The 13,857-nt window shown below is 66.6% G+C and carries 15 protein-coding genes and 1 tRNA gene; 10 read left to right on the top strand and 6 right to left on the bottom strand.

Features of this window, described 5'->3' with window-relative positions; genetic code table 11:
* Nucleotides 1–20: 20 nt before the first annotated feature.
* The 4 genes from HV742_RS16700 (at nucleotide 21) to HV742_RS16685 (ending at nucleotide 2,589) form a co-directional block, all read left to right on the top strand.
* Entirely contained in the window at nucleotides 21–401 is a 381-nt protein-coding gene (locus HV742_RS16700; RefSeq protein WP_175145922.1) for a hypothetical protein, read from the top strand.
* A 20-nt stretch (nucleotides 402–421) separates the two neighbouring features.
* Nucleotides 422–498 (top strand) — tRNA-Met (locus tag HV742_RS16695).
* A 226-nt stretch (nucleotides 499–724) separates the two neighbouring features.
* A complete protein-coding gene (locus HV742_RS16690; protein WP_049072452.1) occupies nucleotides 725–1,069 on the top strand; it encodes a hypothetical protein in 345 nt (114 codons plus the stop codon).
* A gap of 236 nt (nucleotides 1,070–1,305) precedes the next feature.
* Nucleotides 1,306–2,589, top strand: coding sequence for a TIGR03862 family flavoprotein (locus HV742_RS16685; protein ID WP_175145921.1), 1,284 nt, complete (start codon nucleotides 1,306–1,308; stop codon nucleotides 2,587–2,589).
* Nucleotides 2,590–2,595: 6 nt separating this feature from the next.
* Here HV742_RS16685 and HV742_RS16680 read toward each other — a convergent pair whose 3' ends face one another.
* Both HV742_RS16680 and HV742_RS16675 read right to left on the bottom strand, forming a co-directional pair.
* On the bottom strand, nucleotides 2,596–2,997 hold the full coding sequence (locus tag HV742_RS16680) for a hypothetical protein (RefSeq protein ID WP_175145920.1): 402 nt from the start codon (nucleotides 2,995–2,997) through the stop codon (nucleotides 2,596–2,598).
* A gap of 57 nt (nucleotides 2,998–3,054) precedes the next feature.
* A complete protein-coding gene (locus HV742_RS16675; protein ID WP_054417611.1) occupies nucleotides 3,055–3,414 on the bottom strand; it encodes a hypothetical protein in 360 nt (119 codons plus the stop codon).
* Nucleotides 3,415–3,585: 171 nt separating this feature from the next.
* Between HV742_RS16675 and HV742_RS16670 the strand changes: the two genes are divergently transcribed.
* The 5 genes from HV742_RS16670 (at nucleotide 3,586) to HV742_RS16650 (ending at nucleotide 7,628) form a co-directional block, all read left to right on the top strand.
* Nucleotides 3,586–3,717, top strand: a complete 132-nt coding sequence (locus HV742_RS16670) for an entericidin A/B family lipoprotein (RefSeq protein WP_006388387.1) — start codon at nucleotides 3,586–3,588, stop codon at nucleotides 3,715–3,717.
* A 128-nt stretch (nucleotides 3,718–3,845) separates the two neighbouring features.
* Entirely contained in the window at nucleotides 3,846–4,271 is a 426-nt protein-coding gene (locus HV742_RS16665; protein WP_049072458.1) for a BPTD_2524 family lipoprotein, read from the top strand.
* 4 nt (nucleotides 4,272–4,275) lie between these two features.
* Nucleotides 4,276–4,689, top strand: a complete 414-nt coding sequence (locus tag HV742_RS16660; RefSeq protein ID WP_059269640.1) for a hypothetical protein — start codon at nucleotides 4,276–4,278, stop codon at nucleotides 4,687–4,689.
* 101 nt (nucleotides 4,690–4,790) lie between these two features.
* The gene (locus HV742_RS16655) at nucleotides 4,791–6,083 is read left to right on the top strand and encodes an aspartate carbamoyltransferase (RefSeq protein ID WP_049072460.1); all 1,293 of its coding nucleotides are present in this window, start codon (nucleotides 4,791–4,793) and stop codon (nucleotides 6,081–6,083) included.
* 132 nt (nucleotides 6,084–6,215) lie between these two features.
* A complete protein-coding gene (locus HV742_RS16650) occupies nucleotides 6,216–7,628 on the top strand; it encodes a diguanylate cyclase (RefSeq protein WP_175145919.1) in 1,413 nt (470 codons plus the stop codon).
* 141 nt (nucleotides 7,629–7,769) lie between these two features.
* Here HV742_RS16650 and HV742_RS16645 read toward each other — a convergent pair whose 3' ends face one another.
* Nucleotides 7,770–8,669: a recombination-associated protein RdgC gene (locus HV742_RS16645; protein ID WP_020924508.1), complete on the bottom strand. Its 900-nt coding sequence runs from the start codon at nucleotides 8,667–8,669 to the stop codon at nucleotides 7,770–7,772.
* A gap of 151 nt (nucleotides 8,670–8,820) precedes the next feature.
* Between HV742_RS16645 and HV742_RS16640 the strand changes: the two genes are divergently transcribed.
* Nucleotides 8,821–9,030: a hypothetical protein gene (locus tag HV742_RS16640; protein WP_006388393.1), complete on the top strand. Its 210-nt coding sequence runs from the start codon at nucleotides 8,821–8,823 to the stop codon at nucleotides 9,028–9,030.
* Between the two features lie 383 nt (nucleotides 9,031–9,413).
* Here the strand turns inward: HV742_RS16640 and HV742_RS16635 are convergent, their stop codons facing one another.
* The 3 genes from HV742_RS16635 to HV742_RS16625 form a co-directional block, all read right to left on the bottom strand.
* On the bottom strand, nucleotides 9,414–11,075 hold the full coding sequence (locus tag HV742_RS16635) for an MFS transporter (RefSeq protein WP_049072464.1): 1,662 nt from the start codon (nucleotides 11,073–11,075) through the stop codon (nucleotides 9,414–9,416).
* Between the two features lie 255 nt (nucleotides 11,076–11,330).
* Complete coding sequence (locus tag HV742_RS16630) at nucleotides 11,331–12,707, bottom strand: sensor histidine kinase (RefSeq protein ID WP_100504346.1); 1,377 nt, start codon at nucleotides 12,705–12,707, stop codon at nucleotides 11,331–11,333.
* A 115-nt stretch (nucleotides 12,708–12,822) separates the two neighbouring features.
* Nucleotides 12,823–13,512: a response regulator transcription factor gene (locus tag HV742_RS16625; protein WP_006393745.1), complete on the bottom strand. Its 690-nt coding sequence runs from the start codon at nucleotides 13,510–13,512 to the stop codon at nucleotides 12,823–12,825.
* Nucleotides 13,513–13,857: the final 345 nt, after the last annotated feature.

Raw genomic sequence — 13,857 nt, 5'->3', positions numbered from 1 at the left:
GCATCAGATTGGAGATGACCATGGCCCTTTTTCCCGCACCCGACCCGCATTCGCAACGTTTCGATCTCCCGTCCGGCGCCAGCCGCCAGCTGCGCCTGCGGGGCGGCGCAACGGTCATCTGCGTCAGCGGCCGCGTGCTGGTGGCCGAGCCCGCCTACCGCTCGGAACTGCCGCCAGGCACGTATTTGCCGCCGCCCACGCGCCTGCATGCGGGCGAGAGCTTCTTCCTTCCGGAGCGGGGGACGCTGACCGTGACGGCGCTCGGGAAGGCGCAACTGATCTGCCTGCAAGCCCCCGGCGCAAAGGCGTGGATCTTGGCCTTCGCCCGCTGCCTGCGGCGCCTTGTGGGCAAAAATAATCCGCCGAATCGCCTCGGTGCGCTGCACAACATTTCAAAATGATGTATGATTCACACATCAGACGCGGGGTGGAGCAGTCTGGCAGCTCGTCGGGCTCATAACCCGAAGGTCGTAGGTTCAAATCCTGCCCCCGCAACCAGATTCAAGCAGCATCGGCGCCCGGCGCGGTCCGCAATCCAGGCCCGCCGCCCGCCCAGCAGAAAAAACCGCGACGCTCGTCGCGGTTTTTTTTCGTCCCGCGCTTGCCTTGCATCAAGCCATCGTTCCAGTCCGGAGTTTCCCGGGGGGCGCCGGCCGCACAGGGGCCGGGCGCTGCGCTACCATGGCTCAAGCGCGCGCGTCCGCCGCGCACACGAGGAGGGTCCATGGGCACGGCAAAATACGATCATCCCGGCTACGTCGCCGATACCGGCACCGAAGGCAAGTATCACGTGGGCATCTGGTGCCCGCACGGCTATCCCGCCCACATCCATATCGGCCGGCCTGCCGAGCAGGGCGATCCCCGGGCGTTGTTGCGGCTGCGCATTCCAGATGGGGTGTTCCAGTCCCTGCCGGATGACCCCGAGACCCTGTGCCGCCGCGCTTTGGGGCAGGCCCTGGGCGCGGGGCTGCTGCGCTCGGTGGCGGTCGATGGCGAATACCAGGAATTGCGCTTTCAGCTCGATGCCGAGCCCTGGCCGGGTCCCATGCAGGCCGCGGGCAACGCCTAGGCCCCGCGGGTCAGGAGGCCGGTTACCCACAGCGACTGTGGACAAGCCTTGGGATAGGCGTTGCGCATGTCGCGATATCGCAGCAATATCAAAGGCTTGGCCGCAACGATAAAAAAATGCCCCGCGCGGGGCATTTTTTTATCCGACGCCCGCTGCGGCAGGAGGCGTGGCCGTCCCATGCGACAATCGCAGCCCCGGCGGTTCGTCCCGCCCTGGTCATCCTGAATCCCGTTTCCATGCCTTCCGATCCGCATTCCTCCCATCGCGCCCAGAATCCGTGCGGCAGGCGCGTGGCCGTGATCGGCGGCGGACCGGCGGGGCTGATGGCGGCCGAGAAGCTGGCCGCGCGCGGCGCGCAGGTCGATGTGTACGACGCGATGCCGTCGGTGGGGCGCAAGTTCCTGATGGCGGGCCGTGGTGGCTTGAACCTGACGCATAGCGAAGCCGCGGCGCCGTTCCTGGCGCGCTATGGCGAGCGGGCCGCGCTGATCGAGCCTTGGCTGCGCGAACTCGATGCGACCGGCTTGCGCGACTGGGCGCGGCAACTCGGCATCGAGACCTTCGTGGGCTCGTCGGGCCGTGTTTTTCCCGCGGAGATGAAGGCGGCGCCGCTGCTGCGGGCATGGCTGGCCCGGCTGCGCGCCAGCGGCGTGCGCTTTCACATGCGCCATCGCTGGCTGGGCTGGCCGCCGGCCATTGCGCCTGGGGCGGCCGAACTGCATTTCGATACCCCCGAGGGTGCACTGGCGCTGGCGGCCGATGCCGTAGTGCTGGCCCTGGGCGGGGGCAGTTGGGCCAAGCTGGGGTCGGACGGCGCCTGGTTGCCGGGGCTGGCCGCGCACGGCATCGCCACGGCGCCATTGCGCGCCGCCAACTGCGGCTTCGAGGTGGCCTGGTCCCAGCACTTCCGCCAACGCCATGCCGGGCAGCCGGTCAAATCCGTGACCTTGCGTTGCGTGGGGGAGGCTGGCCCCGGGCCGGCGCGCCAGGGCGAATTCGTGGTCACGGAAAACGGCATCGAGGGCAGCCTGGTTTATGCCTTGTCGGCGTCCTTGCGCGACCGGATCGAGTCCGCCGGTCACGCCCTCGCGCTGTTGGACCTCGCGCCCGGCTGGACGCAGGAAAAGGTACTGGCGGCGGTGACCCACCCACGCGGCGCGCGCTCGATGTCGAGCCATCTGCAGAGCCGGCTGGGGCTGACGGGTGTCAAGGCGGGCCTGTTGCGCGAGTGTGCCGGGGCGGAGGACTTCCGCGATCCCGAACGCCTGGGCCGGCTGGTCAAGGCGCTGCCATTGCGGTTGGAACGCCCGCGGCCGATGGACGAGGCCATCAGCACGGCGGGCGGCGTCAGCTTCGAGGCGCTGACGCCCGGCCTGATGCTGCGGGCCGCGCCCGGCGTGTTCTGCGCGGGGGAAATGCTGGATTGGGAGGCGCCGACGGGCGGCTACCTGTTGACCGCCTGCATGGCCAGCGGCGTGGTCGCCGCGGCGGGTGTGGCGGATTTCCTGGCGGGACGCTGAGCCGCGTCAGGAGCCGCGCGGATAGGACGACGCGCCCTGCGGCGGGCGTGGCGCGAGATCGTTGACCACATGGCCGACGACCGCCGGGCCATCAGGCTGCGTGATGATGCCGATGACGCGGGTGACGGCGCTGGCCGGCACGCTGGTGCCCTGGCCGGGATCCTGCACCAATTGCCAGATCTTGGCGTCGCGCGGAAGGACGCTGGCGGGCGCCTCGTCCGAGGCGTCCAGGCAATCGCGGGCGAATATCGACCAGTCCGAGGCGCTGCAAGGCAAGCCGTGCGCGGTGGCCAGCCGGGCCAACGCCAGAGGCGCATCCGCCTGGCTCGCGGCGTGCTGGGCGGCGGCGCCCAGCGAGACATCCAGCGACAGCAGGCGGAGAAACTCTACGACATTGTCTGTATTCATACTGCGGTCTCCCTCTCTTGTTTGCGCTGTTCTGGGTGGCGGCCAGGGGGCGTTGTGTCAGCCGGGGCCTTGTCCAAGCATCGCGACCAGCGACTGCTTCAGGCGTGCGGAAAAAATAGGTACTGTATGCGAGACGCCGCTGCGGTCGACACCTTCCTTGAGTTGCACCGACTGGCCGAGGAAGATCTCGGGCGCGCCGGCTATCTCGTTGTATCGGGCCAGCAGGTCGTCGACCTGCTCCTGGGCGTCGGCCAGGGTGCTGCTGGCAGCGAGCTGGCCGGCGGCGTGCGCCTGGAGGATGCGATGCAGATCGTCGATGAAGAGGGCCAATGCCGCCTGTCCGCGGCACTGTGGCTGCTCCCAGCCCCAGGCGACAGGCGAGCCGCCGCTGTTTTCCGATACGTGTTTCTTGGTCATTAGCGCATCCTAATCCATTGCCGCCAAATACGCGACAGCTGCGCGAAAGCCGCGCGCGGCGCGGTCATGTGACCGCCTGGTCGGCGGCGGGGTTGGTCACCGGCATCTGCGCAAATGGCGGCCTTTGCGGTATGCTGGCGTCGGTTTCCACGCCTCGATAGGAGATGCTCCATGAAGAACAAAGTGATTCTCGTCATGCTGCTTTCGATTGCCGCCATGTCGGCGGGCTGCAATACCGTCGCGGGGGCTGGCAAGGACATCCAGCGCGGTGGTGAAAAGATCGAGGGCGCCGCGACTAAATAAGGGTGCCGGGCGTTCCACGCGCCCGGGCGCGTTCAGGGCCACGCGGAAATGTTGCGGCATTTCGGGCGTGGCCTTTTTGCGGCCGCTGGCATAATCGCGGGAATCCGAATCCGATGGCAGGAAGAATCATGCGCAAGTCTGTGTGGGTGGGCGTCACGTTGATGGCTTTGCTGGGCGGGTGCGCCAGCACCGGCGTGTACGAGTCCGAGACCGTGCTGAAAGAGACGTTCAGCGTGGACACCAACTACCAGGCGGCGTTCCGCCGGGCCGGCGAATACGTGCGCACGTGCCACGTCAATGTTCAGCACCCCTACAACGTCGCCTACGCCTGGAAACACGTCCTGGGCGAGAAGGGCGCGCCCGACGAGGTGCAGGTCTACAAAGTGGGCGAAACCGCCAAGATCCTCGAATTGATCGCGGCCGAGTCCGACGGTCCGGCCAAGGCCAAGGTCACCATCACGGTCCTTGGCCAGGGTCGCTGGGACGCGGCCGAGATCGCCGCCGCGCGCGCCTCGATCCAGAGCGCCACGCCGGTCTGCCGCAAGGGCGACTAGGGCCATGGACCCGCGCGCCCAGCAGCTCCGCGCCGCCGGCTCGCCGTTCGCGCTGCTGGCCGGCGCATTCCGCCTGCTGGGCTGGCTCAACGGGGGCGCGGCGCTGGGCCTGACGGCATTCGCGCTGGGCATGGTGGGCGGCGATATCGCCGCCCCCGATCTGCAATTGCCGCTGTTGTCGTTGCTGGCCGGTCTGTTGCTGGCTTGCCTGGGGGCGGTGTTCGCCTACCTGGCGCAGGTCAGCCTGTTGCGCCAGGGCTACAACGGCCGCCTGACCCGCGCGCACCTGCCGGCGCAGGCGCTGGCGCTGCTTTGTTACCTGGCCAGCGCGCTGGCTTTCTGCGTCGGTTGCTGGCTGGCCGCCGGGCAGGCCACGACGGACGCGGCGCCACACATGACGACTTACGCTCGGCGCTGAATTTCGAGGGTAAACCCGTGTGCGCAAAAGTGTTGGACATGCACTGGCGCAGGGAATAATATGCGCAGTGCGTATATAAACCCCTCTCTCCGGGACCTGTCATGACCATTTCCCAGCAAGCCTTCCTGCGCGACGCCATGCGACGCCTGAACCTCACGCGCGACGTGTTCGCGACCCGGATCGGCGTCAAGCGCCGCGCACTGGATACCTGGCTGCTGCCGGAGGGATCGCAGGAGTTCCGCGCGATGCCGGAAGTGGTGCAGCGTTTCGTCAGCGAAATCGTTCAGAACGGCGTACTGCTCGAAAAATATACGCAAAGCGTACAAGACGGGCCGCTGCGCGAGCGGATCGCGGTAGAGGGCAAGCACCAACTGCTGTCGGTGGACCAGTTCACCCGGGAATCGGTCGAGGACCTGTTCCGCGTGGCCGACATGATGCAGCCCATCGCCCGCCGGCAGAAAGTCTCGCGCGTCCTGGAAGGCGCGGTGCTCGGCAACCTGTTCTTCGAGGCCAGCACCCGTACCCGGGTCAGCTTCGGCTCGGCCTTCTGCCGCCTGGGCGGCTCGGTCTGCGACACCACCGGCTTCACCTTCTCGTCGATGGCCAAGGGCGAATCGATCTACGACACCAGCCGCGTCATGAGCGGCTATGTCGACGCGATGGTGATCCGCCATCCCGACCAGGGTTCGGTGGCCGAATTCGCGCGCGCCACCAACATCCCGGTGGTCAACGGCGGCGACGGCCCCGGCGAGCACCCGAGCCAGGCGCTGCTGGACCTGTACACGATCCTCACCGAGTTCTCGCGCCTGGGCAAGCTGCTCGACGGCGCGCACATCGCCATGGTCGGCGACCTGAAGTACGGCCGCACGGTGCATTCGCTGATCAAGCTGATGGCGCTGTACAAGAACGTCAAGTTCTCGCTGGTGTCGCCCAAGGGCCTGGAGATGCCCTCCTACATCATCGAGCAGGCCAGCCGCAACGGCAACATCATCGAACAGAAGACTTCGCTGGCCGAGGGCCTGGCGGGCGCCGACGTGATCTACGCCACGCGCGTGCAGAAAGAGCGCTTCGCCAACGAAGAGAACGAGGGCTACACGCCGGACTTCCAGATCAACCGCGCCATCATCGACGCCTATTGCGGCCCGGATACCATCGTCATGCACCCGCTGCCGCGCGACAGCCGGCCGGGCGCCAACGACCTGAGCGTGGACCTGAATCATGATCCGCGCCTGGCGATCTTCCGCCAGACCGACAATGGCATTCCCATCCGCATGGCCATCTTCGCCGTGCTGCTGGGCGTGGAAGGGCTGGTGCAGCATTCGCTGCGCGATGTGACCTGGCAGCATCCCTCGCACATCGGTCCGGACGACTCGGTGTTCCACGGCCTGGAATAGGGCGCCGCGCGAGGCGGCGCGGCACGGCCGTCATGACGGCCGCCGCCGGCGATTTCAAGCATAATCCGCGCTGGTTTTTCCCGCCGCGTGTCGTTCCGAGACACGCGGGGGAATCTTCGGTCGGAAGGTCCTATGTCTTCGAGCAGTCGCGCAGTCCCGTCTTCTCCTGATCCCGCCGGGCAGGCGTGCTATCTGAGCGCCTCCAACGCCCAGGCCTGGCAAGCCGTCTATTCCTCGGTCGATGCCTACACCCGCGGCCAGGTCGCGGCGGTGGTGTCGGACAGCGCCAACGAACTGGTCGACGCCTTCTATTCCACCCTGCTGGCCGATGCCGAGGCCGGTCCGCGCCTGTCGCACGAGATCGTCGCCACCCGCCTGCACCAGGGCATGAAGGGTTGGCTCAGGGGCCTGCTGTGCGTGCGCGAACAAGGCGATATCGCGGCGTTGATGGCGATCCAGAAAAAGGTCGGCGAAGTGCATGCGCGCGTGCATATTCCGATCCATCTGGTGATGGCCGGCGCCCGCATCCTGAAGAACGAGATCGCGCAACGCCTGCGCGCCAGCGACCTGGATGGCGTGGCGGCTTCGATCGCGACCCAGTACGTCTGCAACCTGTTCGACCTGGCCATCGAGCAGATGAGCCGCGCCTTCATGCGCGACATCAACCGCGGCGCGCGCAATGACGAAGCCTACCGCCTGTTCGCGCTGGGCCAGAACATTTCGACCGAACGCGAGCGCCAGCGCGCCGCGCTGCTCGAATGGAGCCAGGCGGTGCTGATCGGGCTGCACTACCGCGCGCCCGAGCAGGTGCTGCCGCGGCTGGCGGCCTCCGAATTCGGTCTGTGGTTGCAGCACAAGGGCGGCGTACTGTTCGAGAGCGCGCCGGCCCTGCGGCAGATTACCGAGGCGGTGGCGCGGCTGGATGACGTGGTGCTGCCGAGCCTGTTGCTGGTCGGGCCGGAATCCCTGCCCGACCAGGTGCGCGAACTTCAGGAACTGGTGGCGCGCATCAAACACCTGCTCAATGGGCTGTTCGACATGGTGGCCGAGATCGAAAGCGGCAGCGATCCGCTGACCAATGTGCTCAACCGCCGCTTCCTGCCGTCGGTGATCGGCCGCGAAATCCTGATTGCCACGCGCGAGCGGTCGATGTTTTCGGTGCTGCTGTTGGACATCGACCATTTCAAGGCGATCAATGACCAGCACGGCCATGCGGGCGGCGACCAGGTGCTACGCCAGTTCGCCGAAGTGGTGCACCAGTCCTGTCGTTCGAGCGATTTCGTGTTCCGCTACGGCGGCGAGGAGTTCCTGGTGGTGCTGGTGGATACGGGGCGCGAGGCCGCGCTGGCCGTGGCCGAGAAGCTGGGCGCCGAAATCCGCCGCCATGCCTTCTCCATTCCGGAGGCGGGCGGCCTGCGCATCACCACCAGCATCGGCGTGGCGACCTTCGACGGGCATCCCGACTACGCCTATCTGATCGACCGCGCCGACAAGGCCTTGTACCAGGCCAAGCAGTCGGGCCGCGATCGCAGCGTCGCCGCCTGACGCGCACACGGCTGTCCTGCCCGTGGCCGCGCGCCGCCGCGCCGATTCAAGCGGCATGCAAGGCGCCATGCGAATGGCAGCGCCATGAAAAAGGCCGCTCCCTCACAGGAGCGGCCCTTGCCGCGGACCAAGGCGCAAGGCTCAGATCTTCTTTTCGCCGCCCAGTGCTTCCACCAGCTCGGCCAGCATCTTGGCCAGCTCGCCGGTCATGAGCATCATGTCGGAGTCGAACTTCTCGTCGTCATTGGCGGCGACGGTGTCGTTGCCTTCCTTGAGCACGTCCAGCGGCGCGACGCGCTTGACGTCCAGGCCTTCGGTCAGCACGAACGAGATGCGGTCGGCCCAGGTCATGGCCAGGCGGGTGCACTGCTTGCCCGACTGGATGTGGCGGCGCACGTCGTCGGCGTCGATCGAGTGCTTGACGTAGCGGATGGCCGCGCCGCTTTCACCGGAGGAGCGCAATTCGGTGTCCTGGTCGATGCTGAAATTGGACGGCGCTTCATCCTCGGCCAGCCAGCCCGTCATGGCGGAGGCGGGCGATTGGGCCACGTACAGGTTCTCGAGCGGGAACGGATCCACGCATTTTGCCAAGAGGCCGATGACTTCATCGGCCTTGGCCGAGGCGGCGGCGTCGATCACCAGCCAGTGGTTCTGCGGGTCGATCCACACGCGGGTGTCGCGGTACACGCTGAAGGCGCGCGGCAGGAGTTCGTCGGTGACGCGCTCCTTGATTTCCTTCATCTGCTTGCGGCCCGGCTTGTAGCCTTGCTGCTCTTCGATTTCCTGGGCGCGCGCCTTGGCGACCTGGTTGACCACGGTGCTGGGCAGCAGCTTTTTCTCGGCGCGCAGATTCAGCAGGATCTGTCCGCCCACGACGTGCGCCAGCCCGCCATTTTCGCGCGGCGGGACCCAGCCCAGGCTTTGCATTTCGAGGTTGTTGCCGGCCTGATAGGCATGCCGCGCAAGCGTTTCTTCAAGCTGCTCGCCGGTCAGCGTCCACGGCGAGGAGAGACGGTAAATCTTGAGATTCTTGAACCACATGAGCGTCGGCCAAAAGGGTTGATTCTATACGACGCCGGCTGCTTTGCCGTAGCGTCGCAATAGGATGGGGCCAGGCGACACGTTCTGTCACTGACAGGGGGACGGCCTTGCGGTAATGTCCGCGTCACCCCTGTGCAATAGGAGAAGAAGCATGAAGATTGTCGGTGCCATCCTGATCGTGCTGGGCATTGCCGCCCTGGCCTACAAGGGCTTTAGCTACAAGTCCGAGGAAACCGTGCTGCAGGTTGGCTCGGTCAAGGCCACGGCCGAAACCGAGAAGTCCGTGCCGATTCCGATGTGGGCCGGTATTGCCGCGATCGTGGCCGGCGTGCTGGTCATCGGGGTCGGCATGCGCCGTTGAGGCGCATCCCCCGGGAAACCGGAGGCGGCCGCTTGCGGCCGCCTTTTTTTGCGCCGGCGGTACCCCGCCAAAAAAAGCGGCCCGGCTCAATAGAGGCCGGGCCGGTACGGGAGCACACAATACCGCGTCATAAAAGGCTCGCGGGGAACGCGGTATCGGTGTCAGAACACTAGCCCTGCAATCGCCTGGCAGGGGGATCAATCGCCGGGCGAAGAGGCGCAAGGCCGTAATCTGAGGCGCCAGTCTAACGGCGGGGGTCTGACAGCGTCCTGAATCGGAAGCGCCTTGTGTCCGCCATTTTTCGCGCGCAAAAAAAAAGCTCCCAGGGGAGCTTTTGAAAGGCCGGGCAGGCGCAGCAGTCCCGCCCGGCGGGGGATGGTCGGTCAGGCGTTGATGTCGTTGTCCTTGGATTCGCGCACGAACAGCGTGCCGATGACCAGGGTCATCACCGCAATGATGATCGGGTACCACAGGCCGTCGTAGATGTTGCCGGTGGCGGCCACCACGGCGAAGGCGACCGGGGGCAGGAAGCCGCCGAACCAGCCGTTGCCGATGTGGTACGGCAGGCTCATCGAGGTGTAGCGGATGCGGGTCGGGAACATTTCCACCAGCATCGCCGCGATCGGGCCGTAGACCATGGTCACGTAGATCACCAGAATGGTCAGCAGCACGACGACCATGACGTTGTTGCTCTGCGCCGGGTCCGCCTTGGCGGGGTAGCCGTGGCTGCGGATGGCGGCGGTCAGGGCCTTGTCCAGTTCGGCGGCCTTGGCCTTGAAGTCGGCCGGGGCCATGCCCTTGCCGTCGAACGAGGCGAACTCGTCGGTGCCGATCTTGACCTTGGCCACCGAGCCGGCCGGGGCGGCTTCGTTCTTGTAGTTCACCGAGTTGCGGGCCATGAACGACTTGACCACATCGCACGAGCTGGTGAACGAGGCGGTGCCCACCGGGTTGAACTGGAACGAGCAGGTGGTCGGGTCGGCAATGACCGTCACCGGCGCGGTTGCCTGCGCCTTTTCCAGCGCGGGGTTGGCAAAGTGCGTCAGGCCCTGGAAGATCGGAAAGTAGGTCGCCGCGGCGATCAGGCAGCCCGCCATGATGATGGGCTTGCGGCCGATCTTGTCCGACAGCGCGCCGAAGATCACGAAGAACGGCGTGCCGATCAGCAGCGCGATCGCGATCATGATGTTGGCGGTGTTGGCGTCCACCTTGAGCGTCTGCGTCAGGAAGAACAGCGCATAGAACTGACCCGTGTACCAGACCACGGCCTGGCCGGCGGTCAGGCCCAGCAGGGCGAGCAGCACGACCTTCAGGTTCTTCCACTGGCCGAACGATTCGGCGATCGGCGCCTTCGAACCCTTGCCTTCGGCCTTCATCCGCTGGAAGGTCGGCGATTCATTGAGCTGCAGGCGGATCCACACCGAGATGCCCAGCAGCACGACCGAGATCAGGAACGGAATGCGCCAGCCCCAGGCCTTGAAGTCGTCTTCGCCCATGAACGAGCGGATGCCCAGGATCACCAGCAGCGACAGGAACAGGCCCAGCGTCGCGGTGGTCTGGATCCAGGAGGTGTAGAAGCCGCGGCGGCCATGCGGCGCGTGTTCGGCGACGTAGGTCGCGGCGCCGCCGTATTCGCCGCCCAGCGCCAGGCCTTGCAGCAGGCGCAGGACGATCAGGATGGCGGGCGCGGCGATGCCGATGCTGGCATAGCTGGGCAGCACGCCCACCAGGAAGGTGGACAGGCCCATCAGCACGATGGTGACCAGGAAGGTGTATTTACGTCCGACCAGGTCGCCCAGGCGGCCGAACACCAGCGCGCCGAACGGACGCACGGCGAAGCCGGCGGCGAAGGCCAGCAGCGCGAAGATGAAGCCCGCGGTCGGGTTCACGCCGGAGAAGAAGTGCTGGGCGATGATCGCGGCCAGCGAACCGTAAAGATAAAAGTCGTACCACTCGAACACCGTGCCCAGCGACGAGGCAAAGATGACACGGCGTTCATCCTTGGTCATCGGGCGCGGATCCGCGGATGGACCGCGACCTGCCATGGTAGTTGTGCTCATGATGTCTCCTCGATTTTTCTGGCCGGCGGTTTTCCGCCGTGCTTGACCCTCCGCCGGCGAGCCGACATCGAGCTATGGCAAGGTTGGAGCGCGAGGCTGACGAGGTTCTGACGCGACCCTTACCTGAATCTTAAAATTGAAACAAAAAGTAATTTCCCCCTGGGAGGCTAGGGATAATCCTAGGGACGGAACGAGGAACTCCTGGCGCCACATCGCCGCATTCGCGCAGGGCGGGCGCACCTAGTCGCCGAGGTCGTCGACCGGCTCGGCGTAAAGCGGGAAGACCACGCGGATGCGGGTGCCCGGCAGCTCGGAATGGGGCGTCGGATGGTCGCTGATGAGCACCGTCGCCTGGTGCTTCTGGGCGATCTCCCTGACGATCGCCAGGCCCAGCCCGCTGCCGTCGGACAGCGTGCCCAGCACCCGGTAGAAGCGGTCGAAGACCCGCTCGCGCTCCTCCGGCGCGATGCCGGGGCCGGAGTCCTCTACCTCCAGGATGCCCTGGCCGCCGTGGCCTTGCACCCGCACCGTGATGTGGCCGCCGCGCGGCGTGTAGCGCAGGGCGTTGTCGACCAGGTTGTTGAGCAGCTCCGCCAGCAGCAGCGGGTTGCCGTTGATCAGCACCGGCGTCTCCGAGCCTTCGAAGCCCAGATCGGTGCCCAGCGACAGCGCTTGTGGCACCCAGTGCATGGCCTGCTCGTAGGCGATGGCGTTCAGATCGGTGGCGGCCAGGCCGATGGCGCTGGGGTTTTCCGCCCGCGCCAGCAGCAGCAACTGGTTCACCAGGCGGGTGGCGCGCTCGGACCCGGTCACCAGCTGGCGCAGGCTGGCCTGCATTTCCTCGGGGCTGGCATCGCGCAGGGCCAGCTCGGCCTGGGTTCGCAGACCGGCCAGCGGCGTCTTCAACTGGTGCGCGGCATCGGCGACGAAGCGGCGCTGCGCCTGCACGTTGGCCGACAGGCGGTCGAGCAGATCGTTCATGGCCGCCACCAGCGGCGCGATCTCGGAGGGCGCGGCGCGCTCGTCGATGGGCGAAAGATCGTCCGGTCGGCGCGCCCGCAGCCGCTGTTGCAGCGCGTTCAGCGGCGCCACGCCGCGCGACAGTCCGAACCACACCAGCAGCACCGCGATCGGCAGCACCACGAACTGGGGAATGATCACGCCTTTGATGATGTCGTTGGCCAGTTGGGTGCGCTTTTCCACCGTCTCGGCCACGATCAGCAGCGCCGGCTGGGTATTGGGCAGGTTCAGGTCGACCCAGGTGAAGGCCAGGCGGATACCGAAGCCGCGCAGGGTGTCGTCTTCGTATTGCACCTCGCCGGGGCGCGGCTGGCCGACCGACGCCGGCAGGGGCAGGGCGCGATCGCCGCCCAGGTATTCGCCGCGGCTGCCCAGCGCCAGCCAGAACACGCTGTCGGTTTCATCGGCGCGCAGCACCTCGCGCGCCGGGTCGGTCATGCGCAGCACCGCGCGGCCGTCCTGGGCGTGGACCTGGCGCGTCAGCACGTGCAGGTTGTTGGCCAGCGCGCGATCGTACGGCACGTTGGCGATGTTCTGCGCCACCACGTAGGTGATGGCGACGCTCATGGGCCACAGCAGGAACAGCGGCGCCAGCATCCAGTCGAGGATCTCGCCCAGCAGCGAACGTTGCGGCGGCGCAAAGCTGGGGCCGCGGGCCCCGGCCCGCATCACATCCAGCGCTTCCTGGTTGAGCGCCTCCGGCTGTGGCGGTTCAGCTTGCGAGGTAGGCCGCACCCTGGTCCCGTTCGAGGCAATAGCCCAGGCCGCGCACCGTCACGATCTTCACGCCGCTGGGCTCGAGTTTCTTGCGCAGGCGGTGCACGTAGACCTCAATGGCATTGGTGCTGACTTCCTCGCCCCATTCGCACAGATGGTCGACCAGCTGGGTCTTGCTGACCATGCGCCCGCTGCGGGTCAGCAGGATCTCCAGCAGGCTGACCTCGCGCGCGGAAAGGTCCAGCGTCTGGTCGTCGACCATGGCAACGCGCCCGGTCTGGTCGAACACGAGACGGCCGTGCTTGAGCAGCGTGGCGCCGCCGCCGGCGCCGCGGCGGGTCAGGGCGCGCACGCGGGCTTCCAGCTCGGACAGGGCGAAGGGCTTGGCCATGTAGTCGTCGGCGCCCAGGTCCAGTCCCTTGACGCGTTGCTCGATACTGTCGGCGGCGGTCAGGATCAGGACAGGCAGGGCGGAATTGCGGGCCCGCAGCCGGCGCAGGACCTCCAGGCCGGCCAGTTGCGGCAGGCCGAGGTCGAGGATCAGCAGGTCGAAGGCCTGGGCCGCCAGCGCCGAATCGGCCGCCAGGCCGTCGCGCACGGCATCGACCGCGTAGCCGTTGTGACGCAACGAGCGTGACAGGCCGTCGGCCAGGATGCTGTCGTCTTCCGCGATCAGGATGCGCATGGGCAGTCGAAAAGAAGAAGGGCGCCGGGTGAGCGGCGCACGCGTGCCGCCCTCGGTGGGAGGCCGGGGCGGCGTGCCGGGAGCGCAATGGGGACATAGCGCCAGTTTTTTCCTCGATTCTGTCATACGGCACCGGGCTTGCCCACTCAGGGAATACGTGGAAAACTGTGGCACACTGTTTTTTTGTACAGTACAATCCGATGCCATAATCTGCGCTATCGCTTTACTGATCACGCTTGAGCGCCACAGTTTGCACTGCCAGTTTTCTGGCAACAGCTGTCAGGCAACGGCCCGATCACCCCTTGCGACAACCCGTGCGCTGACCGACACCCCGTGCCGCGCCCC

Origin of the sequence: Achromobacter ruhlandii, assembly GCF_902859695.1 — a bacterium.
GTDB lineage: Bacteria > Pseudomonadota > Gammaproteobacteria > Burkholderiales > Burkholderiaceae_B > Achromobacter > Achromobacter ruhlandii.
This window is presented reverse-complemented; position numbering and strand designations above follow the sequence as displayed.

Coding starts and splice junctions, on each gene's coding strand:
- HV742_RS16700 (WP_175145922.1), top strand. CDS start 21: ATGGCCCTTTTTCCCGCACCCGACCCGCATTCGCAACGTTTCGATCTC.
- HV742_RS16690 (WP_049072452.1), top strand. CDS start 725: ATGGGCACGGCAAAATACGATCATCCCGGCTACGTCGCCGATACCGGC.
- HV742_RS16685 (WP_175145921.1), top strand. CDS start 1,306: ATGCCTTCCGATCCGCATTCCTCCCATCGCGCCCAGAATCCGTGCGGC.
- HV742_RS16680 (WP_175145920.1), bottom strand. CDS start 2,997: ATGAATACAGACAATGTCGTAGAGTTTCTCCGCCTGCTGTCGCTGGAT.
- HV742_RS16675 (WP_054417611.1), bottom strand. CDS start 3,414: ATGACCAAGAAACACGTATCGGAAAACAGCGGCGGCTCGCCTGTCGCC.
- HV742_RS16670 (WP_006388387.1), top strand. CDS start 3,586: ATGAAGAACAAAGTGATTCTCGTCATGCTGCTTTCGATTGCCGCCATG.
- HV742_RS16665 (WP_049072458.1), top strand. CDS start 3,846: ATGCGCAAGTCTGTGTGGGTGGGCGTCACGTTGATGGCTTTGCTGGGC.
- HV742_RS16660 (WP_059269640.1), top strand. CDS start 4,276: ATGGACCCGCGCGCCCAGCAGCTCCGCGCCGCCGGCTCGCCGTTCGCG.
- HV742_RS16655 (WP_049072460.1), top strand. CDS start 4,791: ATGACCATTTCCCAGCAAGCCTTCCTGCGCGACGCCATGCGACGCCTG.
- HV742_RS16650 (WP_175145919.1), top strand. CDS start 6,216: ATGTCTTCGAGCAGTCGCGCAGTCCCGTCTTCTCCTGATCCCGCCGGG.
- HV742_RS16645 (WP_020924508.1), bottom strand. CDS start 8,669: ATGTGGTTCAAGAATCTCAAGATTTACCGTCTCTCCTCGCCGTGGACG.
- HV742_RS16640 (WP_006388393.1), top strand. CDS start 8,821: ATGAAGATTGTCGGTGCCATCCTGATCGTGCTGGGCATTGCCGCCCTG.
- HV742_RS16635 (WP_049072464.1), bottom strand. CDS start 11,075: ATGGCAGGTCGCGGTCCATCCGCGGATCCGCGCCCGATGACCAAGGAT.
- HV742_RS16630 (WP_100504346.1), bottom strand. CDS start 12,707: ATGCTGGCGCCGCTGTTCCTGCTGTGGCCCATGAGCGTCGCCATCACC.
- HV742_RS16625 (WP_006393745.1), bottom strand. CDS start 13,512: ATGCGCATCCTGATCGCGGAAGACGACAGCATCCTGGCCGACGGCCTG.